At 66.4% G+C, this 22,005-nt stretch carries 25 protein-coding genes; 21 read left to right on the top strand and 4 right to left on the bottom strand.

Annotated features, from left to right (window positions below; translation table 11 throughout):
• The first annotated feature begins 41 nt into the window (after window positions 1-41).
• The 14 genes from ACIGGF_RS08535 to ACIGGF_RS08600 all read left to right on the top strand — a co-directional run bounded on the left by ACIGGF_RS08535 (window position 42) and on the right by ACIGGF_RS08600 (window position 11,192).
• Complete coding sequence (locus ACIGGF_RS08535) at window positions 42-851, top strand: redox-sensing transcriptional repressor Rex (protein WP_397520941.1); 810 nt, start codon at window positions 42-44, stop codon at window positions 849-851.
• Window positions 848-2,245 (top strand): glutamyl-tRNA reductase, encoded by a 1,398-nt coding sequence (locus tag ACIGGF_RS08540; RefSeq protein ID WP_397520942.1) that lies wholly within the window; start codon window positions 848-850, stop codon window positions 2,243-2,245. The genes ACIGGF_RS08535 and ACIGGF_RS08540 overlap by 4 nt, the downstream gene beginning before the upstream one ends.
• Window positions 2,242-3,201, top strand: a complete 960-nt coding sequence (gene hemC, locus ACIGGF_RS08545; protein ID WP_397520943.1) for a hydroxymethylbilane synthase — start codon at window positions 2,242-2,244, stop codon at window positions 3,199-3,201. Before ACIGGF_RS08540 ends, hemC begins: the two co-directional genes overlap by 4 nt.
• 159 nt (window positions 3,202-3,360) lie before the next feature.
• Window positions 3,361-4,923 (top strand): uroporphyrinogen-III synthase, encoded by a 1,563-nt coding sequence (locus tag ACIGGF_RS08550; RefSeq protein ID WP_397520944.1) that lies wholly within the window; start codon window positions 3,361-3,363, stop codon window positions 4,921-4,923.
• A 77-nt stretch (window positions 4,924-5,000) separates the two neighbouring features.
• A complete protein-coding gene (hemB, locus tag ACIGGF_RS08555) occupies window positions 5,001-5,975 on the top strand; it encodes a porphobilinogen synthase (RefSeq protein WP_397520945.1) in 975 nt (324 codons plus the stop codon).
• A complete protein-coding gene (locus ACIGGF_RS08560; RefSeq protein WP_397520946.1) occupies window positions 5,972-6,595 on the top strand; it encodes a hypothetical protein in 624 nt (207 codons plus the stop codon). The genes hemB and ACIGGF_RS08560 overlap by 4 nt, the downstream gene beginning before the upstream one ends.
• Before the next feature lie 80 nt (window positions 6,596-6,675).
• Complete coding sequence (locus ACIGGF_RS08565; RefSeq protein ID WP_397520947.1) at window positions 6,676-6,849, top strand: hypothetical protein; 174 nt, start codon at window positions 6,676-6,678, stop codon at window positions 6,847-6,849.
• A 70-nt stretch (window positions 6,850-6,919) separates the two neighbouring features.
• Entirely contained in the window at window positions 6,920-7,360 is a 441-nt protein-coding gene (locus tag ACIGGF_RS08570) for a hypothetical protein (protein WP_397520948.1), read from the top strand.
• A 52-nt stretch (window positions 7,361-7,412) separates the two neighbouring features.
• A complete protein-coding gene (locus ACIGGF_RS08575; protein WP_397521103.1) occupies window positions 7,413-7,838 on the top strand; it encodes a hypothetical protein in 426 nt (141 codons plus the stop codon).
• Window positions 7,835-8,065 (top strand): hypothetical protein, encoded by a 231-nt coding sequence (locus ACIGGF_RS08580; RefSeq protein ID WP_397520949.1) that lies wholly within the window; start codon window positions 7,835-7,837, stop codon window positions 8,063-8,065. The genes ACIGGF_RS08575 and ACIGGF_RS08580 overlap by 4 nt, the downstream gene beginning before the upstream one ends.
• A 33-nt stretch (window positions 8,066-8,098) precedes the next feature.
• The gene (locus tag ACIGGF_RS08585; protein ID WP_397520950.1) at window positions 8,099-8,380 is read left to right on the top strand and encodes a metal-sensitive transcriptional regulator; all 282 of its coding nucleotides are present in this window, start codon (window positions 8,099-8,101) and stop codon (window positions 8,378-8,380) included.
• Window positions 8,381-8,400: 20 nt separating this feature from the next.
• Window positions 8,401-8,604 (top strand): heavy-metal-associated domain-containing protein, encoded by a 204-nt coding sequence (locus ACIGGF_RS08590; protein WP_397520951.1) that lies wholly within the window; start codon window positions 8,401-8,403, stop codon window positions 8,602-8,604.
• An 81-nt stretch (window positions 8,605-8,685) separates the two neighbouring features.
• Complete coding sequence (locus ACIGGF_RS08595) at window positions 8,686-9,906, top strand: PQQ-dependent sugar dehydrogenase (protein WP_397520952.1); 1,221 nt, start codon at window positions 8,686-8,688, stop codon at window positions 9,904-9,906.
• A 107-nt stretch (window positions 9,907-10,013) separates the two neighbouring features.
• On the top strand, window positions 10,014-11,192 hold the full coding sequence (locus ACIGGF_RS08600; RefSeq protein WP_397520953.1) for a PQQ-dependent sugar dehydrogenase: 1,179 nt from the start codon (window positions 10,014-10,016) through the stop codon (window positions 11,190-11,192).
• Between the two features lie 55 nt (window positions 11,193-11,247).
• On the opposite strand, the gene ACIGGF_RS08605 is transcribed toward ACIGGF_RS08600, so the two are convergent.
• Genes ACIGGF_RS08605 through ACIGGF_RS08615 form a run of 3 tightly spaced genes read right to left on the bottom strand, consistent with a single transcriptional unit; the run spans window position 11,248 to window position 14,858 of the window.
• Complete coding sequence (locus ACIGGF_RS08605; protein WP_397520954.1) at window positions 11,248-13,215, bottom strand: acyl-CoA dehydrogenase; 1,968 nt, start codon at window positions 13,213-13,215, stop codon at window positions 11,248-11,250.
• 43 nt (window positions 13,216-13,258) lie between these two features.
• On the bottom strand, window positions 13,259-13,465 hold the full coding sequence (locus ACIGGF_RS08610; RefSeq protein WP_397520955.1) for an inositol 2-dehydrogenase: 207 nt from the start codon (window positions 13,463-13,465) through the stop codon (window positions 13,259-13,261).
• 46 nt (window positions 13,466-13,511) lie between these two features.
• On the bottom strand, window positions 13,512-14,858 hold the full coding sequence (locus ACIGGF_RS08615) for a serine hydrolase (protein WP_397520956.1): 1,347 nt from the start codon (window positions 14,856-14,858) through the stop codon (window positions 13,512-13,514).
• An 85-nt stretch (window positions 14,859-14,943) separates the two neighbouring features.
• On the opposite strand from ACIGGF_RS08615, the gene ACIGGF_RS08620 reads away from it, so the two are divergent.
• The 4 genes from ACIGGF_RS08620 (at window position 14,944) to ACIGGF_RS08635 (ending at window position 18,757) form a co-directional block, all read left to right on the top strand.
• On the top strand, window positions 14,944-16,218 hold the full coding sequence (locus ACIGGF_RS08620; RefSeq protein WP_397520957.1) for an adenosylmethionine--8-amino-7-oxononanoate transaminase: 1,275 nt from the start codon (window positions 14,944-14,946) through the stop codon (window positions 16,216-16,218).
• A 24-nt stretch (window positions 16,219-16,242) separates the two neighbouring features.
• Window positions 16,243-17,361 (top strand): 8-amino-7-oxononanoate synthase, encoded by a 1,119-nt coding sequence (locus ACIGGF_RS08625; RefSeq protein WP_397520958.1) that lies wholly within the window; start codon window positions 16,243-16,245, stop codon window positions 17,359-17,361.
• Window positions 17,358-18,047, top strand: a complete 690-nt coding sequence (gene bioD, locus ACIGGF_RS08630; protein WP_397520959.1) for a dethiobiotin synthase — start codon at window positions 17,358-17,360, stop codon at window positions 18,045-18,047. The genes ACIGGF_RS08625 and bioD overlap by 4 nt, the downstream gene beginning before the upstream one ends.
• A gap of 65 nt (window positions 18,048-18,112) precedes the next feature.
• Window positions 18,113-18,757, top strand: a complete 645-nt coding sequence (locus tag ACIGGF_RS08635; protein ID WP_397520960.1) for a hypothetical protein — start codon at window positions 18,113-18,115, stop codon at window positions 18,755-18,757.
• Here ACIGGF_RS08635 and ACIGGF_RS08640 read toward each other — a convergent pair.
• On the bottom strand, window positions 18,754-19,287 hold the full coding sequence (locus ACIGGF_RS08640; RefSeq protein WP_397520961.1) for a pyridoxamine 5'-phosphate oxidase family protein: 534 nt from the start codon (window positions 19,285-19,287) through the stop codon (window positions 18,754-18,756). The two genes, ACIGGF_RS08635 and ACIGGF_RS08640, sit on opposite strands and share 4 nt — an antisense overlap.
• A gap of 114 nt (window positions 19,288-19,401) precedes the next feature.
• Between ACIGGF_RS08640 and hemL the strand changes: the two genes are divergently transcribed.
• Genes hemL through ACIGGF_RS08655 form a run of 3 tightly spaced genes read left to right on the top strand, consistent with a single transcriptional unit; the run spans window position 19,402 to window position 22,002 of the window.
• Window positions 19,402-20,721, top strand: coding sequence for a glutamate-1-semialdehyde 2,1-aminomutase (gene hemL / locus ACIGGF_RS08645; RefSeq protein ID WP_397520962.1), 1,320 nt, complete (start codon window positions 19,402-19,404; stop codon window positions 20,719-20,721).
• 38 nt (window positions 20,722-20,759) lie between these two features.
• Window positions 20,760-21,422 (top strand): histidine phosphatase family protein, encoded by a 663-nt coding sequence (locus tag ACIGGF_RS08650; RefSeq protein WP_222093841.1) that lies wholly within the window; start codon window positions 20,760-20,762, stop codon window positions 21,420-21,422.
• Window positions 21,415-22,002, top strand: coding sequence for a TlpA disulfide reductase family protein (locus tag ACIGGF_RS08655; protein WP_397520963.1), 588 nt, complete (start codon window positions 21,415-21,417; stop codon window positions 22,000-22,002). Before ACIGGF_RS08650 ends, ACIGGF_RS08655 begins: the two co-directional genes overlap by 8 nt.
• Window positions 22,003-22,005: the final 3 nt, after the last annotated feature.

A 22,005-nucleotide genomic window follows, 5' to 3' on the forward strand; every position in this document is an offset into this window, starting at 1 on the left:
GAAGACCGGCATCGACGCCGTTCGGACGAGGAGCCCCAGACGTGACCGAAGAGCGCCCGTCGCCCAGCGGCGTAGAGCGGGTCATCCCTCAGGCTACGGTCACCCGTCTGGCGACGTACCTGCGGGTCCTCTCCATCCTCGCGGACGAGGGCGTTCTGATCGTGTCCAGTGAAGAGTTGGCCACCGCAGCGGGCGTCGGATCGGCCAAATTACGTAAGGATCTTTCCTTCCTCGGGCCCAACGGCGTTCGCGGAGTCGGCTACGACGTCGCTCGCCTGCGCGCGAAGATCGAGAGCGCCCTCGGACTCGATCGCGGCCACCGCGTCGTGCTCGCCGGAGTGGGCAATCTGGGCCAGGCGCTGGCCGGGTACGGCGGATTCGCTCGTCGCGGCTTCACGATGGTCGGCCTCTTCGACCGCGACCCGGCGCGAGTGGGCACCGACGTCGACGGACTGACCGTCCGGCACGTCGACGAGCTGGACAGGGCCTGCCGCGAACTGGAAGCGACGATCGGCGTCATCGCCACCCCCGACGACGCGGTGCACGTCGTCGCCGAAAAGCTCGTCGCCGGCGGAGTCGAATGCATCCTCAGCTTCTCGCCGATGGTGCTCGACGTCCCCGATCACGTCGAGGTACGCCGTGTGGACCTGGCCGTCGAGATGCAGGTGCTCTCCTTCAACAGCTCGCGCAACGTGTCCGGTCCGACGATCGTGACGGCTCCGGTGCCGTCTCCGGTCTCGCCGCCGCTCACGTCCACGGCGCGTCTCGGCCGCAGTCACGGCCCTCGCATCGCCGGTAATCCAAGCCCAGTCAACAGTTCGACAAGAAACGGATCGGTGATTGCACCGTGAGTGTCCTTCTCGTCGGGATATCGCACCGTAGCGCTCCCGTCGCAGTCCTCGAGCGTGTCGCCATCACGGACACCGATCGCCCGAAACTGACCGACAAACTGATGGCCAGCGGAAACATCTCCGAGGTCATGGTGGTGTCCACATGCAACCGCGTCGAGATCTACGCCGTCGTGGACGCCTTCCACGGCGCGTTGACCGCTGTCGGCGAGGTCCTCGGAGAACACTCCGGACTCGAGATCGCGGATCTCACCAAGCACGCCTACGTCCGATACAGCGAGGCTGCCGTCGAGCATCTCTTCGCAGTGGCCAGCGGCCTGGACTCCATGGTCATCGGCGAGCAGCAGATCCTGGGCCAGATTCGTTCGGCCTACGCCGCTTCGGACGGTCAGCAGGCATCGGGCCGGGTGATGCACGAACTGGCCCAGCAGGCCCTGCGCGTCGGCAAGCGTGTGCACAGCGAAACCGGAATCGACGCCGCCGGGGCCTCGGTGGTCTCGGTGGCCCTCGATCGCGCAGCCGACATGTTCAGCGGCTCCCTCGCCGGTCGCAAGGCCGTCGTCCTGGGAGCCGGAGCCATGGGCGGCCTCGCCGTCGCTCATCTCGGCCGCGCAGGCATCGGCGAGCTGACCGTCGTCAACCGCACCCGCGAACGCGCCGACCACTTGGCCGAGAACGCCGTCTCCAACGGCATCACGGCAACCTCGGTCGCCCTCGAGAATCTGTCCGACGCGGTGGCCGAGTGCGACATCCTCGTCACCTGTACCGGTGCGGTGGGGGCCGTGGTCTCCATTGCCGATGCACACCTCGCCCTCGTCGGCCGCGACGCCGAGCACCCCCTGGTGATCTGCGACCTCGGACTGCCCCGTGACGTCGATGCCGCGGTAGCGCAACTACCGGGCATCACCGTGTTCGACATGGAATCGCTCCAGCGCGATCCTGCTGCCGGTGCTGCCGCCGACGACGCGTCGGCCGCTCGCGAGATCGTCTCCAGTGAGCTCTCGGGTTACCTTGCGGGACAACGACTTGCCGAGGTCACCCCGACCGTCACGGCACTGCGTCAGCGCGCTGCCGAGGTGGTCGAGGGGGAACTGCTGCGTCTCGAATCGCGGCTCCCCGGTCTCGATTCGCCGCAGCGCGACGAGGTGGCGCGCACCGTGCGCCGCGTCGTGGACAAGCTGCTGCACTCGCCCACCGTGCGGGTCAAGCAGCTCGCCAGCACGCCCGGTGGAGACTCCTACGCAGCTGCGCTGCGCGAGTTGTTCGAGCTCAGCCCCGGCTCGGTCGAGGCCGTTGCGACCCCGATGGAGATCGGCTCCCTGGAGTTGGTCGACGACTTCACGGCAAGCCGTACCGATCGTCGTCCCGGCACCACTGCGGAGGGGGACAAGGAATGACCGGCGTCGTCAAGATCGGCACTCGCGGAAGTCTTCTCGCGACCACCCAGGCCGACACAGTCCGCGTGGCCCTTGCTGCAGCAGGAGTGGAAGCGGAACTGGTGATCGTCAAGACGGCGGGTGATCTGTCTGCCGCACCGGTCCAGACCATCGGAGTCGGTGTCTTCACGGCAGCGCTGCGTGAGGCGTTGGCCGACGGCACCGTCGACATCGCCGTGCACTCGTACAAGGATCTACCGACGGCAGCCGACGAACGATTCGTCATCGCAGCGATTCCAGTCCGCGAGGATCCGCGTGACGCCCTGGTTGCTCGCGACGGACTGGTACTCGGCGAACTGCCTGCGGACGCGAAGGTCGGTACCTCCGCGCCCCGCCGTATCGCTCAATTACGTGCTCTCGGACAGGGATTGGACGTCCGACCGCTGCGAGGCAACCTCGACACCAGGATCGGAAAGGTGGCTTCGGGCGAGCTCGATGCAGTCATCGTCGCCCGGGCCGGACTGTCCCGTATCGGCCGACTCGACGTCGTCACCGAAGCACTCGACCCGGTGCAGTTGCTGCCGGCACCCGCCCAGGGCGCGCTCGCCGTCGAATGTCGTGTCGGTGACACCGATCTCGCGGCGGCCATCGCCACCCTCGACGACGCACACGCACGCGCCTCGGTGGCAGCCGAGCGCGGACTGCTGGCCGAGCTCGAGGCCGGCTGCACCGCTCCGGTCGGCGCGATCGCGGAGGTCGTCGAGTCCATCGACGAGGACGGCCGCATCTTCGACGAACTGTCGTTGCGTGGTTGCGTCGCCGCCATCGACGGCAGCGACACCATCCGCGCGTCCATCGTCGGATCACCCGACCGCGCCGAGGAGCTGGGCCGAGAATTGGCCCGCGAACTGCTCGATCTCGGTGCTCGCGAACTCGTTTCAGTCACCGAACCAGTACAGGGTGGATCTCATGTCTAGGGCCATAACGGCACCCGTCCGCGGACGCGCCAAACGCACGGCGACCCGTCCGGTCGTACGAAGAGAGTCGATCGCCACCGCTCGACTCATTCCGAAGCGGGGCGCGGCAACCCCGATAGAACTGCAGTACCCACACAAGACAGCACTGGAGAACAACCGATGAGCCCAGTCCGCAAGAACACCAACGGACGGATCCTGTTCGTGGGATCCGGGCCCGGTGACCCGGCTCTGCTCACGGTCCGGGCACGGGAAGTGCTCGGAGCAGCCGAGCTCGCTTTCACCGACCCCGACGTCGACAAGGGCGTCACCGCACTCGTCGGTGCCGACGTCCCGCGGGACGCCGAGACGGGCGAGAACGGTGTCGAGGTCCGTCCGGCACTCGGTGAACCGGCCGAGGTCGCCAAAACCCTTCTCGCCGAGGCGAAGAACGGCCACGACGTGGTTCGCCTCGTCTCCGGTGACCCGCTCACCACCGATTCGGTGATCGCAGAGGTCAGTGCCGTCGCTCGTACGCACGTGCCGTTCGAGGTACTCCCCGGCCTGCCCGCGGGATCCGCGGTGCCCAGCTACGCCGGCATGGCACTGGGCTCGGGTCACACCGAGGCCGACGTCCGCGGCGAGGTCGACTGGTCGGCGCTCGCGGCTGCTCCCGGCCCGCTCGTGCTGCACGCGACCTCGGGGCACCTGGCCGAAACCGCCAGCGCCCTCGTCGAACACGGCCTGGCGCCGCAGACGCCCGCAGCCATCACCGTCCGCGGGACCACTCGTCAGCAGCGCACCGTCGAGGCCACTCTCGCGACCCTCAACGACGCGGGATCCGAGCTCGTCGGATCTCTCGTCGTCACCGTGGGCAAGGTCGTCTCCGGCCGAAACAAGATGTCCTGGTGGGAGTCTCGCGCACTGTACGGCTGGACCGTGCTGGTGCCGCGCACCAAGGATCAGGCAGGCGAGATGAGCGATCGCCTCGTCACGCACGGTGCTATCCCCATCGAGGTTCCGACGATCGCCGTCGAGCCCCCGCGCAGCCCGGCCCAGATGGAACGCTCCGTCAAGGGCCTGGTCGACGGCCGCTACCAGTGGGTCGTCTTCACCTCCACCAATGCCGTTCGCGCCGTGTGGGAGAAGTTCGAGGAGTTCGGTCTGGACGCTCGCGCGTTCTCCGGCGTCAAGATCGCGTGTGTCGGTGAGGCAACCGCGGCGAAGGTGCGCTCGTTCGGCATCAACCCCGAACTCGTTCCGTCGGGTGAGCAGAGCTCGCTCGGACTGCTCGAGGACTTCCCGCCCTACGACGAGGTGTTCGATCCGGTCAACCGAGTTCTGTTGCCGCGTGCCGACATCGCGACCGAAACGCTCGCCGAGGGTCTGCGCGAGCGCGGCTGGGAGATCGACGACGTCACCGCCTACCGCACCGTCCGGGCCGCGCCGCCCCCCGCCGAGACCCGCGAGATGATCAAGACCGGCGGCTTCGACGCCGTGTGCTTCACGTCGAGCTCCACCGTCCGGAACCTGGTCGGCATCGCAGGCAAGCCGCACGCTCGCACACTCGTTGCATGCATCGGCCCCAAGACCGCCGAGACGGCCGTCGAATTCGGTCTGCGCGTGGACGTGCAGCCCGAATCCGCCCAGGTGGGACCTCTGGTCGAGGCGCTGGCCGAGCACGCCGCTCGCTTGCGTGCCGAGGGTGCACTGCCCCCGCCGCGCAAGAAGTCACGTAGGCGCTGACGCGCCTCGTGCGCGTTGTGCGTAGCCAGAGGTACGCACAACGCGCACGACACGAACGAAGTGAGGCTGGTTCGACGTTGTTCCCCACCGACCGTCCCCGACGCCTGCGCCGCACCCCGGCGCTGCGTCGGCTCGTAGCCGAGACCTCGCTCGAGGCACGGCATCTGGTGCTACCGATGTTCGTGGCCGACGGCATCTCGGAGCCACGGGAGATCAGCTCGATGCCCGGGGTGTTCCAGCACACGCTGGATTCGCTGAGCGCTGCGGCCACCGAAGCCGTCGCGGCAGGCGTCGGGGGCATCATGCTGTTCGGTGTCCCCAAGGTCGAGGACAAGGACGAGAACGGTTCGGGCGCAACCGATCCGAACGGGATTCTCAACCGTGGCCTGGCCCGTCTGAAGGCCGACCTCGGGGATTCGACGGTCATCATGGCCGATACCTGCCTGGACGAGTTCACCTCTCACGGCCACTGCGGTGTCCTGGGCGAGAACGGGTCGATCGACAACGACGCGACCCTGCTGCGCTACGTCGACATGGCCGTCGCGCAAGCGGAGGCCGGCGCTCATCTGCTCGGGCCCAGCGGAATGATGGACGGACAGGTCGGTGCGATCCGCGCCGGTCTCGACGCCGCCGGCCACGTCGAGGTGGGGCAGCTGGCGTACTCCGCGAAATACGCCTCGGCCTTCTACGGTCCGTTCCGTGAAGCAGTCGGGTCCTCTCTGCAGGGTGATCGCCGGACGTATCAGCAGGACGCCCGCAACCGCCGCGAGGCCACCCACGAGGTGGAGCTCGATCTCGCCGAGGGCGCCGACATGGTGATGGTCAAGCCGGCGATGTCGTATCTCGACATTCTTCGCGATGTTGCCGAGATGTCACCGGTTCCGGTTGCGGCGTATCAGATCTCCGGGGAATATGCCATGATCACGGCCGCCGCGCAGAACGGGTGGATCGATCGTGACGCGGCAATACTGGAATCTCTCGTCGGTATTCGGCGCGCCGGTGCAGACGTCGTACTGACCTATTGGGCTACCGAAGTGGCGGGCTGGCTGTGAACGATTTTCCTCCGGGCAACAACCCGGACAGCAACATGCCCAACAATCCACCTTCGCAACCGGATTGGCAGCGCTGGGAGCTCGAGCACGGATTCCCGCAGTCGGGTCCGGAGCGCGAGCCGACTCCGCGGCCGGCTCCTGTCGACGTCGAGACCGCTCGCCATCTGTGGTGGGGAGTCGCGCTTATCGGGGCCCTGTCGGCGCTGTATTCGGTGTGGACATTGTTCGGGGCCCGCACGGAGTTCGCGCAGTCTCTGCTCGACGAGCTCGCCGCTCAGGATGCGGCAGCGGATATGACCGTCGAGTCCACTCAGTCCATGGTCACGGTGATGCTGGTCGTGACCATCTTCGTCGTGATCGGTTTCGGGGCGCTGTTCTTGTTCTGGGTCGAACGGATGCGCGTGGGCAAGATGTGGGCCCGGATGCTGCTGACCGTCATCGGGTCGTTCACGGTGTTCACCACGATCCTCGAGCTGTTCGCCATCGCCTCGAGCGCAGGCGCGATGAACATCGTCATGAGCGTCCTCGGTATCGGCCAAGGCGTGTTGGCCGCCGGCGCGATCTACCTGATGCATCGTCGGGAATCCAACGAGTACTTCGTCTCGTCCAGAAAGCAGTAATTTCGGGCGCGTTCCCGGCTGTCGAACCAACTCTGTGACTAGCATCACTCTCGATATCTATTCGAGTGATCGGATCTGACATGGCAGAGAACACCCCTGCAGCAGTGAGCGCCACCCCGCCGGCAGTCGTATCGGCAGAGAGCCGCGAGCCCTGTGTCGAGGAGAGCGGCCGGCCCGGTTGGGCGCTGCTCGGGCTGCTCCTCGCCGTCTCGGCCGCAATCGCCATCATGGCATTGGGCATTTCTGCAGGCTGATTGCGCCGCGTCGGAGCGGAAGTTCTGCCGGCCGAACCGTCGTCCACCCCACGGTGGCAGGATGTCTGGCGTGAGCGCAGACACCGACGCACCGATCGTCCGTCCGAGTGTGGTCTCGGCCGCCTACTGGCTGTGGTTGGTGTCGGCCGTTCTCTTGATCGTCGTCTGCATGATCGCCTTGACGCTGCCCGCCGAACAGATCCGTGCCTCGTTCACCACGGGCGGAGCGACCGACGAGCAGATCGATTCGTTCTTGACAGTGTTTCGCGGCCTCGGCGTGATCTTCGGGGTCGTAGGCCTGGTGATCGGCCTGATGTCGGGCCCCGTCCGCAACGGAGACCGGAGATTTCGGCGGGCCCTGGTTGCGCTGTCCGGGGCCGCGGCATTGCTGTTGACGTTCGCTGCGCTGGTGTTTCCGTTCGTGCTGTTGGTGATCACCATCGCGCTGGTCGTCGCGGCTGTTCTCGTCTACCGGCCGTCGACGCGGGAGTGGTTCCATCGTGAGCAGTGAGACGCCCGTCGAGGAAACCGTACTGTTCCACGAGCCCGGTGGTCGGTGGCGCATGTTGGCGTGGGGCCCGGTGTTCTGCCTCGTGGTCCTCGCGGTCGAGCTCGCATCGGGGCCGGTGATTCATTGGTTCGCCCTGGCGCTGTTCTCGCTGATCCTCGTCGGTCTGACGTACGTACAGCTCCGTGCGGCCCGAATGCACGTGAGCGTCGAACTGACCAACCGGCGGCTGCGTCAGGGAACCGAGACCGTCGACCTGGACGAGATCGACGAGATTCTGCCGCCCGCCGAGTACGCCGACGGCGACTACGAACCGAAGAAGTGGGAGACCGCGCGGGTGCTCGGAGAGCTGTCCGGGGTGCCGCGCAAGCGCTACGGCATCGGATTGCGGCTGGTGGGCGGTGGACTGGTGCAGGCGTGGGCCAAGGACGACGACGGGCTGCGTGCGGCTCTGGAAACGGCGAAGCGGGAGTACCTGTGAGGTATTTCGGTTGGGCGGAGCTCCTGACTGCGTTGTTGGCGGTGATCGGAGCGGTGGCGTGCTGGAACGCGGGTGTGCGTACCACCGACTTCCCTGCGGTTCCCGACGTGTCGCCGGCGTATTCGGGGACGTTCTACTCGGGGTCCTGGATCGCGTTGGCGGCCCTGGCCGTCTCCGTCGCGGGTCTGCTGACCGTCGACGGCGTGCGCCGACTCCGGACACGGTAGCTAGCCCATACCGGGTAGGGGTATGGTGGCGACATGAGCAGCTACAGCGCCGAGCAGGACGACCTGCTGAAGCGATTGCGTCGTGTCGAGGGCCAAGTGGCCGGCATCTCCCGGATGGTCGCCGACGACCGCTACTGCATCGACGTTCTCACCCAGGTCTCCGCCGTGACGAAAGCGCTGCAGTCCGTCTCGCTGAAGCTGCTCGATGCTCACCTCGCCGGCTGTGTGGTCGAGGCCGCGCGGCAAGGCGGGCCGGAAGCAGACGCGAAAGTGAAAGAAGCGTCCGAGGCCATTGCGCGCCTCGTTCGCTCCTGACGACAGAGAAGGAGTCGACGATGCAGACGACATATTCGGTCGAGGGCATGACGTGCGCACACTGCGCCGCATCGGTGAGGGAAGAAGTGTCCGAGATCGCGGGGGTCACCGGGGTCGATGTCGACGTCGACGCCGGTTCGGTTGTGGTGACCAGCGATTCGGCGCTCGATACCGCGACGGTGAACGCCGCGGTCACAGAGGCTGGGTACCGCCTCGCGTCGTAGCCGGCGCGCGTGGTTCGGATCCGGGTAAAACGGAGATACCGGAGAAACCGGACCGCTCGTCCCCGCCGTCAGGAGTTGCTCGTGAAGTTGGTGTCCACAGTCGGAATCGTTGCCGCGACTGCCTGCGTGCTGGCGGCCTGTTCGTCCGGCGAATCGGTGCAGCAGGCCGAGTCATCCCAGACGGGGGCACCGCAAACGGGCGCATCCACGGCCGGTGCCAGCGCTGCGAGCACCGAACCCACCGAATCCGCCGAACCCGGACCGCTGCCATCGCTGTCCGTCACCACCCTGATCGACGGCCTCGACAAGCCGTGGGACGCGGTGATGGCACCGGACGGCACGGTGTTGACCGGTGAGCGGTCGGGTCGATTCGTCGTCCGCGATCCCGGCGGCGACACGCGTGAGCTCGATGCCGACCTGGGCGATCTCTACGCGTCCGGCGAGACCGGACTGATGGGCATTGCGCTGGCCACCGACTTCGCTGCGTCGAGGACGGTCTACACGTGCCAGGGAGTGCGCGGCGACGCAGGTAATCGCATCGCGGTGATGTCGTGGACCGTCGATCCGGGATGGACGCAGCTCTCACGCACCGGGACGCTCGTCGACGACATTCCCGTCGCCGACGGCGGGCGTCACGGTGGGTGCCGCATCCTGGCTCACCCCGACGGCACGCTGTACATCGGTACCGGGGACACCGCGAGCCCCACCGTTCCGCAGGATCGAAACTCCCTGGGCGGCAAGGTGTTACATGTCAACGCCGACGGTAGCGCCGCGGCAGATGCGCCGGATCGCATCTTCACGCTCGGCCATCGCAACGTGCAGGGCCTGGCGATCCGACCCGACACCGGGCAGATCTACGAGGTGGAACAGGGGACGAGCCGCGACGACGAGCTGAACCTGCTCGAGGCGGGCGGCAACTACGGCTACAGCCCTGATCGACGGCCTTCGGTCTACGACGAATCGGTGCCCATGACCGACCCCGAACGGGTACCGGGTGCCCTGCCCGCGGTGTGGAGTTCGGGTGATCCGACCATCGCCACCCCCGACGTCACGTTCGTCGACGGTGAGCAATGGGGCTCGTGGAACGGTGCCGCAGTGATTTCGAGTCAGCAGGGCGAGAAGCTGGTCTTCCTCATGCTCTCGCAGGACGGAACCGAGTACGTCGCCGACGCGGAAGCGTTGGAGGGCACGTACGGCCGGTTGCGCTCGCTCACCAGCGTCGGAACGGACGGTGCGTTCCTTCTCACCACCGACAACGGATCCGACGATCAAGTTCTGCTCGTCACGCCCGAGGTCGGCTGACGCAAAGTTCGCCACGACTAGAGTCGGGCGAGGCTCCCCTGCATGTGATTAAGATCATGTGATATCGGTCATATCGATCCGGTTGCGAACCGTCGTCAGGAGAGTGGATGAACAAGCTGGTGTCCAGTTCCGGAGTCATTGCCGCCAGCGTCTTCCTGACGCTCGCGGGTACGACGACCGCGACGGCGCAGGACGATCCTCTACCCAACCTGAATGTCACCACGGTGCTCGAGGGGCTCGCGAAACCGTGGGACGCGGTGGTCGCGCCGGACGGAACGGTGCTGACCGGAGAACGATCGGGCAGGTTCGTCATCCGCGACGTCGACGGGACCACCCGCGAGCTCGACGCGGACCTCGACGATCTGTATGCGTCGGGCGAGACCGGTCTGATGGGCATCGAGCTGGCGACGGATTTCCGCACCTCCAGAACGATCTACACGTGCCAGGGCGTGCAGGGTGGCGGAGCAGGCACCGGTAGCGGTGGGACCGGGAGCGCCGGGGGCGGTGGCAGCGACAACCACATCGCCGTCGTGTCGTGGACCGTGGACCCCGAGTGGACCGCTCTGACGCGTACCGGCACGCTCATCGACGACATCCCTTTTGCCGACGGCGGACGACACGGCGGCTGCCGAATTCTCGCCCACCCCGACGGCACCCTGTACGTCGGCACGGGCGACACCGCGTCACCCAGCGTTCCGCAGAGTCGAAACTCGCTGGGCGGCAAGGTTCTGCACATCGATGCCGACGGTTCGGCAGCTGCGGGTTCGCCGGATCGCATTTTCACCCTCGGCCATCGGAACGTGCAGGGCCTGGCGATCAGGCCGGGCACCGGGCAGATCTACGAGGTGGAGCAGGGAACCAGCCGGGACGACGAGCTGAACCTGCTCGAGCCGGGCGGAAACTACGGGTACCGCCCCGATCGACTCCCGTTCATCTACGACGAGTCGGTACCGATGACCGATCCGACCCGCGTGCCGGGTGCCATCGAGGCGGTGTGGAGCTCGGGTAGCCCCGCCATCGCGACACCCGGTCTCACTTTTGCCGACGGCGCGGGATGGGGTTCGTGGAACGGTGCCGCGGTGATCTCGAGTCAGCAGGGCGAGAAACTGCTGTTTCTGAAGCTGTCCGATGACGGCACCGAATACGTCGACGAGGCAGATGCCCTGGTGGGTACGTACGGCCGACTGCGCTCGCTCACCAGCTTCGGCGACGACGGCGCATTCTTGGTCACCACCGACAACGGATCGAACGACAAGGTTCTGCTCGTCACACCGGGCGTGAACTGACGAAGGTGCGGGCCCCGAGTCGGGGCCCGCACCTCATCGATCGTCTCGACTGGTGTCAGTGCGCGTGACTGGGGTTGGCGGCGGGCTCCTCCTCGGTTCCCGCTCCCGGCTCGCCGAGCATTGCCGCCCCGACCAACGCGTCGGGCACCCCGAAACCGTCGACGAGCAACTCTGCGTGCGGACGCAGTGTGCGGCACCGCTCGTTGATCGCGCGAGTGACGGCCTTGGACCGCTCGGTGGACAGGTACCGGTGTTCGATGAACCAGGCCTTGTCCTTCTCGATCACCGACAGGGCGTACAGGTCGCAGACCTCGTGCAGCAGATCCTGGGTGGCCGGATCCTCACACGATTCGATGCCTGCGATGAAGGCCTCGAAGATGATTCGATCGATGTGCGCACTCGCCGCGTGCAGCACGTGATCCTGCACAGCATTGAACGCCTCGAACGGGCTGGTTTCCTTGGACTTCGACTGCAAGCGGCGAGCGACCGTGGAGAGCAGGTACTCCTCGCGATCCTCGAACATCTTGACCTGGGTGCCGCGGTTGAACAGCGAACCCTCTTCCTCGTTGTCCTGACGGCGATCCAGGATGGTCTGCATGATCGCCTGTGCTGCAGTGCGTTTGACCACTCGATCGCCCACCATGTCGGCGGCGAACTTGACCCATTCGACCGGGCTCATGGACTTGACGTCGTCGGCGTACGCGGTGAGCAGTTCCTTGGCCACCAGCTGCGTGAGCACATGGTTGTCGCCCTCGAACGTGGTGAACACGTCGGTGTCGGCCTTGAGTGAGATCAGCCGGTTCTCGGCCAGATAGCCTGCGCCGCCGCATGCTTCCCGGGCTTCCTGAATCGCGGCGGTCGCATGCCAGGTGTTCGCAGCCTTGAGTCCGGCTGCACGCGCCTCGAGTTCGCGCTGCTCCTCGGCGTCGGGGCTGTCGGCGGTCTGCAACTCGTGCATCTTGGACACGAGTTCGTTCTGCGCGAACTGCAAGGCGTACGATTTGGCGATCAAGGGGAACAGCCGACGCTGATGCACCAGGTAGTCCATGATCAGCACTTCCTGATCGGAATCCGGTGCGGCGAACTGCCTGCGCTGCAATGCGTATCGCGTTGCGATGTCGAGAGCGACCCGTGCCGCCGCGGCCGCACTGCCGCCGACCGTGACACGGCCCCGGATCAGCGTGCCGAGCATCGTGAAGAACCGTCGAGACTTGTTCTCGATGGGGGAGGAGTACGTACCGTCGTCGGACACATCGGCGTACTTGTTGAGCAGATTGTCGCGCGGGATGCGGACGTGATCGAACATCAGGCGACCGTTGTCGACTCCGGGCAAGCCGCCCTTGTACTGGCAGTCCGAGGTGGTGACACCGGGCAGGTCGTCGCCGTTCTCGTCGCGCAGCGGAACGAAGAAGCAGTGCACGCCGTGGCTCTCGGGCTCCTCGCCCGGGCCCGCAGTGATGAGCTGAGCGAACACCGCGGCAACGGTCGCGGTTTCGGCGGCGCCGCCGATGTAGTCCTTACGCGAGGACGGCGTCGGCGAGTTGATGACGAACTCGTCCGTCTTCGGGTCGTACGTGGCCGTGGTCTCGAGCGACTGCACATCGCTGCCGTGGCCGGTTTCGGTCATGGCGAAACAGCCGAGCAGTTCGAGGTTGATGATCTTGGGGACGTACGCCTCGTGGTGGCGTTCGGTGCCGAGGTTCTCGATGGCACCGCCGAACAGCCCCCACTGGACGCCGGCCTTGACCATCAGCGACAGATCGCTCATCGCGAGCATCTCGATCATCGTCACCGCTGCGCCGACGTCGCCGGTGCCGCCGTGTTCCTTCTTGAAGCCGTTGTCTGCAGCACCGGCAGCGGCGAGCAGCTTCATCTGCTCCATGGCCTTGGTGCGGGCGATAACGGTGTTCGGCGTGTAGTGCGGCCGGAACTCTTCGCGTGCAAGTTGCTGACGCGCTTGGTTCTTCACATCTCGCCAGCGGCCGTCCAGAGTGTTCCGAAGGTGATCAGTTGTGGTTGCCATACTCGACGGTAACCTTTTGCCGCCGCGCGTGAGTGCCGGAAGGTCAGACCGGCCAGAGGAATTCTTTGAACACCGCTCTGCACGAGCGCCAGAAGCCCGTTTTCGCGTACGGACCGTCGTGGAACAGCGACGCACAGTTGTCCTCCAGCGCCCGGGTGACCAGGGGGCTGAAGTCGGTGAATTCGCTGACCAGGAACTCTTTGAAGCCCGACGGCCACGCGTTCTGGGCTGGTTCGTGTTGTGCCTCCACGACGCCGAGTGTAATGCAGCGGTAACACGGATGTTACAAATCACACCTAGTTCAAGAGCGCGAACGCCTCTTGGGCGACGAGAAACGCGTAGCTGGACGGGATCAGATCGATCGCTTCACCGCTCTGGAACTGCTCGGTGACGATCCAGTCCTGACCCGCCTCGTCGGTTGCCAGAAATGCGCCGGCCAGATCGCCGGGCGCACTCCCGCCCTTGAAACCCGAATACGGCCACTGCGCCGCATCGAGGTGCACGCCCGGGGTGATCGCCAGGATCCGGCGGTTCTCCTCCCCTGCCGAACTCGAGGCCAGGTATGCCATCGCGGCACATACGTCCTGCGCATTTGCGAACCATTCGACACCGTTGGCGGACGCCGGATTGTCGAGGAAGTTCTCGAAGTCGATCTCGAGCGGCCGTGCGTCCGCTTGCTCGAGGAGCTTCTCGCGTCCGTCGGGGTCCGCATCGGCCCATTCGGATCGCAGGTTCGGATCGCCGAATCCGATGACGAAGAACTGCCGGGTGTCCATCATCGGCGTCATGATCGACGGGTCGTGATGGCCCATGACGCCGAGTTGGCGTTCGATGCGGTCGTGGCCCAGGCGTTCCATCAGCAGATCCGTTGCGGTGTTGTCGGACAACGAGATCATCTTCTCGGCGGCCTCGCGAACCGACACCGCGGTGCCGTCGGGCAGATTCTGCAGTTCGCCGGACGGCGCACTCTTGGTCTCGTCCCGGATGGTGAGCCGATCGTCCCACCGGACTCTGCCCGCCTCGATCTCGTCGGTGAGCGCGCCGAGGACGTACAACTTGAATACCGAACCCAACGGAAGCACCGAGTCCGCATTGGTGGAGTACACGGCCTCGCAGTCGCCGCCGTTGAGACGAGACGCGCTGTAGGAGTAAGTCGGAGCAACCTTCGACAGTGCTGCGTCGAGGTCGTCGAACGACGAGATCTGGGGTGTGTCGGGCTTGGCCAGGAAGCCGTTGAGCGTGCCGTCGGCGTCGATCGATGTCGAGATCGTCGCGGGTATACCCCCTGTGGTGATGCTCAGTACGCCGGTCTGGGCACCGGATTCGAAGCCCGTCGCCACGTTCGGCGCGCCTGCTCTCAGCTGTTCGAGGGGAGCGACGAGTCCGCCCAGCGGTGCGACGGCCTCGGCGAGTTCGGGGCCGGTGACGGCGTCGACGGCCGCTGCATCGGGCGCGCTGTCGCTGTTGATCCACTGCAAGATCCGGTCGTTCAGTGCGCCGAGAGGAGTCGACGTGTCGATGGCGAAGTCGGGTGTCGAGGTGGTGGTCGTCGGTCTTGTGGCCGTGCCGCCACAGGCGGAGAGTGCCAGGGTTGCCACCAGGGCAACGACTGCGAATCTCGTCCTGGTGCGCGGCATGATCATTCTGCGATGCTAACGGATTCGGACATTTCACCTCGAGCGGCGACAGAGTCGGAAGCGCCGGGTCGCTGTGGCAGGGTGCTGTGGCGTGTTGACTTCCGAGGACATCCGTCGAATCGACCGTGATCATCTGTGGCACCCCTACAGTCGGTTTCCCGCGAGCGCGACCGCGCTGGTGGTCGACAGTGCATCCGGGGTGCGGCTGACGCTGGCCGACGGCAGGCAACTCATCGACGGCATGAGCTCCTGGTGGGCTGCGGTGCACGGCTACCGGCACCCGGTGCTCGACGCCGCCGCCCACGATCAGATGGGCCGCATGAGTCACGTGATGTTCGGCGGCCTGACGCACGCTCCGGCAGCCAGGTTGGCGGAGCTGTTGGTCGAGATCACCCCCGCGGGACTCGACAAGGTGTTTCTTGCCGATTCCGGATCGGTCTCGGTCGAGGTAGCGGTGAAGATGGCCCTGCAGTACTGGCGTGCGCGCGGCGAGAGCCGTCGCACACGGTTGTTGACCTGGCGCGGGGGTTACCACGGAGACACGTTCGCGCCGATGAGCGTGTGCGATCCGGACGGCGGCATGCACGCGCTGTGGACCGATGTGCTGGCGAAACAGGTGTTCGCTCCGGCTCCGCCGGCGGAGTTCGACGCCGGCTACGTCGCCGACTTCGAGTCGATATTGAACGAGCATGCGAGCGAACTGGCGGCGATCATCGTCGAGCCGATCGTGCAGGGTGCGGGAGGGATGCGGTTTCACGACGCGCGCTATCTCACGGAACTACGCCGTCTGGCGGACGAGTACGGCGTCCTGCTGATCTTCGACGAGATCGCGACCGGCTTCGGCCGGACCGGGGAGCTGTTCGCCGCCGACCATGCCGGGGTTGCACCGGACATCATGTGCGTTGGGAAGGCGCTGACCGGCGGTTATCTGACCCTGGCGGCGACGCTGTGCACCACCGACGTGGCGGAGACGGTGTCGGGCGGTGAGGCCGGCGGGCTGATGCACGGGCCGACGTTCATGGGCAATCCGCTCGCATGCGCCATCGCGGTGGCCTCGGTGGAGCTGTTGCTCTCGCGCGAGTGGCGCGCCGAGGTCGCCGGTCTGGCATCGGGGTTGGCCGACGGCCTCGCACCGGCCCGGTCCCTGCCGGGAGTCGCGGACGTTCGCGTCCTCGGCGGCATCGGTGTGGTCGAGATGCGTGATCCGGTGAACATGGCACGGGCGACCGCTGCAGCCGTCGACGCAGGGGTGTGGCTGCGGCCGTTCGGTCGGCTCGTCTATGCGATGCCGCCGTACGTGTGCACCGCCGACGATGTGGCGGCTATCGCTGGGGCCATGGTGGCGGTGGCCCGGAACCATACTTGAACACTGTTCAAGTATGGTGCTGGCATGACCGCTCTGGAGTGGCTCGACGCCGCCGCGCACGACCGACGCACGGCGGGCCTCGAGCGCGTCGTCGTTGCTCGGAGGGCCGGGGACACCGTCCTCGATCTGGCGTCGAACGACTACCTCGGTCTGGCTCGGCATCCGGCCGTCCTCGACGGGGCCTGCGCGGCCGTCCGCCGGTGGGGAGGTGGGTCCACCGGATCGCGGCTGGTCACCGGGACGACAACCGCGCACGAGCGCCTCGAGGAAGAACTCGCCGATTTCCTCGGGTTCGAGTCCGGGCTGGTGTTCTCCTCCGGCTACACCGCCAATCTCGGGATCGTGACGGCGCTGACGGGCCGAGATGCGCTGGTGGTCTCGGACGCCGCATCGCACGCATCGCTGATCGACGCGTGCCGACTGTCTCGGGCGCGGGTGGTCGTCGCACGACACTGCGATCCAGAGCACGTCGATCGACTTCTTCGTGAACGCACTGAGACGCGGGCACTGGTGGTGACCGACTCGGTGTTCAGCGCGGACGGAGATCTGGCCCCGCTGACCGAGCTCTACGCGGTGTGCCGGCGACGGAACGCGGTGCTCGTGGTCGACGAAGCGCACGGACTGGGTGTGCGCGGCGAGGGCGGACGCGGCGCCGTCCACGACGCCGGACTGGCCGGTGAGCCCGACCTGGTGGTCACCGCGACGTTGTCCAAGGCACTCGGGTCGCAGGGCGGCGTGGTACTCGGGCCTGCCGCCGTCCGCAACGAGGTACTGCACGGCGCGCGCACTTTCGTCTTCGACACCGGACTTGCCCCGGCCTCGGTGGGCGCAGCGTCGGCCGCGCTGGCGATTCTGCGCGCCGAACCCGAGCGGGTGACTGCGATCGGCCGTCGAGCAACACAATTGGCTGCTGCGGCGGGAGCCGAACCCACTGCATCGGCAGTCGTTCCGGTGATACTCGGCGATTCGCAGCGTGCCGTCCGCGCGGCCGAGAACTGCCTGCAGCTCGGCGTACGCGTCGGGTGCTTCCGGCCGCCGTCCGTTCCCCCGGACGCATCTCGATTGCGACTGACGGCTCGCGCCGACCTCACCGATGCCGATATGGGCCGTGCCGCATCCGTTCTGGCAGCGGTGCTGGGATGACGGTAATGATCATTACCGGAACCTCGACCGACGTGGGCAAGACGGTGGTGACCGCTGCGCTCGCCGCCGCGGCCCTTGCACACGGACGAACCGTGTCGGTGTGCAAACCGGCGCAGACCGGAGTTGGCGACAACGGCCCGGATGAATCGGATATCGATGTGGTGGAACGTCTTTCGGGGGTCTGCGGAATCGAGCTGGCGCGGTACCCGGAGCCGCTTGCGCCGGATGTCGCGGCGCGGCGATCGGGCCGGCCGATGCTCGAACTCGACTCCGTCGTCGACGCCGTGCGCGCGCTCGACGAGGCCGTCGACCTGGTCCTCGTCGAAGGTGCCGGCGGGGTGGCGGTGCGCCTGGGCGCAGAAGGATTCACCGTGCTCGATCTGGCCGGTGCCGTCGGGGCGTCGGTCCTGATCGTGGCGGGGGCAGAGTTGGGGACGCTCAATCACAGCGCGCTGACCGTCGCCGCTGTGCGTACTGCGGACGCGGACTGCGCCGGACTGGTGATCGGGTCGTGGCCGACCGAACCGAGTCTGGCGGCACGAATCAACCTGGAAGAGTTGCCGCTGGTGACGGGTGTCGAGCTGCGTGCACGGATGCCCGCCGGGGCCGGCGCATTGAACAGCAACGAATTCGGCGTGCTTGCTCGGTCGATATTCGGCGAGTTTACCGCCTCATTACTCGGGTAACTGGCTGGGATGGTCTGCCGCTTGGGCAGTCGAAACAGATCGGGAGTTCCCATATGAGCACCGCAGTGTGGATCATCATCGCAGTAGTCGTCGTCGTGTTGGTCGTTGCCGTCGCCCTGATAGTGGCGCGCAAAGGCAAGGAGCGAAAAAGGCTGGAAGCGAACGATATTCGCGAAAAGGCCGCCGACCAGTCAGCCATCGCGGAAGAGCGTGAACTACAGGCCCGCGAAAGCGAGGCCAAGGCACGTCGCGCGCAGGCGGAAGCCGACGTCAAAGCCGCCGAGGCCGAAAAACTTGCACAGCAGGCACAATCCCACCAGGGAGTTGCGGCGGCATCGCGCGACGAAGTGAACTCTGAATTCGAGCGCGCGAACGCTATCGATCCGGACGTCAAAGGCGGCCGAAAGATGACCGGTGACCGGAACGGAAGTGCCGACCTGAACGCTGCTAATGATCGGAACTTGGCTGGCGACCGGGACGCGGCTTTTGATCGGGATGCGGCTTTTGATCGGGATGCGGCTGTCGATCGGGATGCGGCTGTCGACCGGAATGCGGCTGTCGACCGGAATGCAGCTGTCGACCGGAATACAGCGGTCGATCGAAACGACGGTGTCGATCGGAATGCGACTGCCGATCGCAGCGCAGGAGATTCGGCCTTGACCGGTAACCCGGACGTTCCCCCGACGGCACCCCGGCACGAGCGGAACTAGTTCGTCGACGTATGGGGTAGTTCGAGTTCCACGACCTCGTGCTCGCCGAGGTTCGGTCGCTCGTTGGTGATCTTGGCCTTGGCATAGGCCATCAGATTCGAGACCTTCGAACCCGGAGTCGACCAGTATTCGGCACCCTCGGCGGCCACGTGGATCAACGCCACCTCACGAGAATCGGGGTTCTTCTCGAACCACGTGGCCGTCCGGGTGTTCCACAGTTCCTCGGCCTTCGTCTGGTTCTCGACCACTGCGGCGGTTCCGGACAGGGAAACCCAGCCCTCGCCTGATTGAAACGAGACGTTGACCGTCGGGTTCGCCGCGATGTCGGCCACCTTGCGAGAGTCATGGGCGGCGAAGAACCACAGATCGCCGTCGAACTCGGCTTCCTGCAGCGCCATCGGCCGCGAGATGAGGTGGCCGTCTCGTCCGACGGTGGTGAACATGCAGAGTCCGGCCTCGGACATCAGTTCGGCCACCTTGGTGACGCCGTCTCCGGTGCTACCGGTATCTGTTCTATCGGTGTCAGTCATTCGAACCGACTACCCGGTGTGCAGTTCGCTCAATCGTCCGGCGGACCACCGACCGAGAGCGCATTATTACGCCCTGTAGTTGGTGATTTCGCAGAACCTGGGACACTGGAGGTCGTGACTGTTCCTACCGGCGACGACGCCCCCGTATCGGCCCAACTCTTTGCCCGCGCGAGCTCGGTGATTCCCGGTGGCGTCAACTCGCCGGTGCGCGCCTTCGCGTCGGTCGGTGGCACACCGCGGTTCATCACGCAGGCCAGCGGATACACGATGACCGACGCCGACGGTAAGTCCTACGTCGACCTCATCTCGTCCTGGGGCCCGATGATCCACGGACACGCCCATCCCGCCATCGTCGAGGCGGTCCAGAAGGCGGCCGCGACCGGCCTGTCGTTCGGTGCACCCACCGAGCGCGAAATCGAACTGGCCGAGGAAATCGTGCGCCGCGTCGGCCCCGTCGACCAGGTACGCCTTGTGAATTCGGGCACAGAAGCAACCATGAGCGCGGTGCGGTTGGCACGCGGGTTCACCGGACGCACCAAGATCCTCAAATTCTCCGGCTGCTACCACGGCCACGTCGACGCACTCCTGGCCGACGCCGGCTCGGGACTGGCCACCTTCGGACTGCCGACATCACCCGGAGTCACCGGCGCTCAGGCGTCGGACACCATCGTCGTTCCCTACAACGATCTCGATGCGTTGACCGCCGCCTTCGATGCCAACCCCGACCAGATCGCGTGCATCATCACCGAAGCCGCCGCAGGCAACATGGGCGCGATCCCGCCGGTCACCGGTTTCAACGAGGGATTACGTCGACTTGCAACCGAACGCGGCGCGTTGCTGATCATGGACGAGGTCATGACCGGATTCCGCGTCAGCGCAGCCGGTTGGTACGGCATCGACGGTGTCGCCGGTGATCTCTACACCTTCGGCAAGGTCATGTCCGGAGGGTTGCCCGCCGCCGCATTCGGCGGCCGCGCGGACGTCATGGCCTACCTCGCACCGGCCGGCCCGGTGTATCAGGCGGGCACCCTGAGCGGAAACCCCGTTGCCGTCGCGGCCGGACTGACGAGCCTGCAACTGGCCGATGCCGCCGTCTACGAGAAGCTGCAGGCCAACTCTCAGCGACTCGGGACACTGCTCGGCGACGCTCTCACCGCCGAAGGCGTCACCCACCACGTGCAGTTCGCGGGCACTATGGTGAGTGTGTTCTTCGCCGATGGGCCCGTCACCGACTACGCGCAGGCCAAAGCCGCGCAGACGTGGCGATACCCGGCGTTCTTCCACGCTTTTCTCTCGCGTGGGGTGTACCCGCCGCCGAGCGCATTCGAGGCCTGGTTCGTCTCTGCGGCCCTGGACGACAGAGCCTTCGAGATCATCGCCGACGCGGCCCCGGCAGCCGCGAAAGCTGCCGCAGCCGCTACCGCACCGCACTGATCACCCCGACCACCCGACCAGCAAGAACAGGACCCGACGTGACCGAGGCCCCCGCAACACATCCGCACTCGACGACGCGCACCATCGTGCATGTCCTCCGGCACGGCGAGGTGCACAACCCCAAGGGCATCCTGTACGGACGGCTGCCGGGCTTCAAGCTGTCGGTGACGGGACAGTCGCAGGCCAAGGCCGTCGCAGATGCGCTCGCCGGGCACGACATCACCCACGTCGTCGCATCGCCGCTGCTGCGCGCGCAGGAGACCGCCGCACCCATTGCGGCGGCTCACGGTCTGACGATCGCCGAGGACGAGAACCTCATCGAAGCGGGTAACGAGTTCGAGGGACTGCGAGTGGCTGTGGGCGACGGCGCACTGCGTCGGCCACGGCACTGGTGGAAACTGCGCGACCCGTTCACCCCGTCGTGGGGAGAGCCGTACCTGCAGATCGCGCACCGCATGCTCGCCGCCGTCAACGCGGCCCGCGTCGAAGCCGTCGGGCACGAGGCGGTCTGCGTCAGCCACCAACTGCCGGTGTGGACGCTGCGCCGATTCCTGCAGGGCGACCGGCTCTGGCACGACCCACGCAACCGTCAATGCGGACTCGCGTCGCTGACGTCGTTGGTCTACGAGGGCGACCAACTCGTCGACCTCGTTTACTCCGAGCCCGCGGGCTCGTCCGACCCGAGGATCTCCGGTGCGTAGGTTTCTGCTCGCGGTTGCCGCAGCGGCGCTCGTCGCGGGGTGCTCGACCGGTACCGACGCCGTCGCGCAGGGAGGCACCTTCCAGTTCGTCTCCCCGGGCGGACAGACCGACATCTACTACGAGCCCGACGAGCGCGGCACCATCGGCGAGCTGTCCGGGCCCGATCTGATGACCGAGGGCAAGACGACCTCGCTGTCGGACTACGACGGCGACGTCGTGGTTCTCAACGTCTGGGGTCAGTGGTGCGGACCGTGCCGCGGTGAAGCCGACGACCTCGAAGAGGTCTACGAGGCCACCAAGTCTCTCGGCGTCGAATTTCTCGGCATCAACGTGCGCGACGAATCACAAACCGCCGCACAGGACTTCGTCATCAGCAACAACGTCGGCTACGCCTCCATCTACGACCCGCCGATGCGCACTCTGACCGCGCTCGGCGGCGTCCCCACCTCCGTCATCCCGACGACCCTCGTGCTCGACCGGCAGCATCGCGTCGCGGCGGTGTTCCTGCGAGAGCTACTCGCCGAGGACCTGCAACCCGTCGTCGAACGCGTGGCAGCCGAGGAGCCAGTGCAGCCGTGAGCG

Origin of the sequence: Rhodococcus sp. NPDC078407 (assembly GCF_044542515.1) — a bacterium.
Classification (GTDB): Bacteria; Actinomycetota; Actinomycetes; order Mycobacteriales; family Mycobacteriaceae; genus Rhodococcoides.

What these genes read in the sequence shown, in the direction of transcription:
- hemC (WP_397520943.1), top strand. Translation starts at nt 2,242, where the DNA reads ATGACCGGCGTCGTCAAGATCGGCACTCGCGGAAGTCTTCTCGCGACC.
- ACIGGF_RS08550 (WP_397520944.1), top strand. Translation starts at nt 3,361, where the DNA reads ATGAGCCCAGTCCGCAAGAACACCAACGGACGGATCCTGTTCGTGGGA.
- ACIGGF_RS08565 (WP_397520947.1), top strand. Translation starts at nt 6,676, where the DNA reads ATGGCAGAGAACACCCCTGCAGCAGTGAGCGCCACCCCGCCGGCAGTC.
- ACIGGF_RS08575 (WP_397521103.1), top strand. Translation starts at nt 7,413, where the DNA reads ATGTTGGCGTGGGGCCCGGTGTTCTGCCTCGTGGTCCTCGCGGTCGAG.
- ACIGGF_RS08585 (WP_397520950.1), top strand. Translation starts at nt 8,099, where the DNA reads ATGAGCAGCTACAGCGCCGAGCAGGACGACCTGCTGAAGCGATTGCGT.
- ACIGGF_RS08590 (WP_397520951.1), top strand. Translation starts at nt 8,401, where the DNA reads ATGCAGACGACATATTCGGTCGAGGGCATGACGTGCGCACACTGCGCC.
- ACIGGF_RS08600 (WP_397520953.1), top strand. Translation starts at nt 10,014, where the DNA reads ATGAACAAGCTGGTGTCCAGTTCCGGAGTCATTGCCGCCAGCGTCTTC.
- ACIGGF_RS08605 (WP_397520954.1), bottom strand. Translation starts at nt 13,215, where the DNA reads ATGGCAACCACAACTGATCACCTTCGGAACACTCTGGACGGCCGCTGG.
- ACIGGF_RS08615 (WP_397520956.1), bottom strand. Translation starts at nt 14,858, where the DNA reads ATGATCATGCCGCGCACCAGGACGAGATTCGCAGTCGTTGCCCTGGTG.
- ACIGGF_RS08625 (WP_397520958.1), top strand. Translation starts at nt 16,243, where the DNA reads ATGACCGCTCTGGAGTGGCTCGACGCCGCCGCGCACGACCGACGCACG.
- bioD (WP_397520959.1), top strand. Translation starts at nt 17,358, where the DNA reads ATGACGGTAATGATCATTACCGGAACCTCGACCGACGTGGGCAAGACG.
- ACIGGF_RS08640 (WP_397520961.1), bottom strand. Translation starts at nt 19,287, where the DNA reads ATGACTGACACCGATAGAACAGATACCGGTAGCACCGGAGACGGCGTC.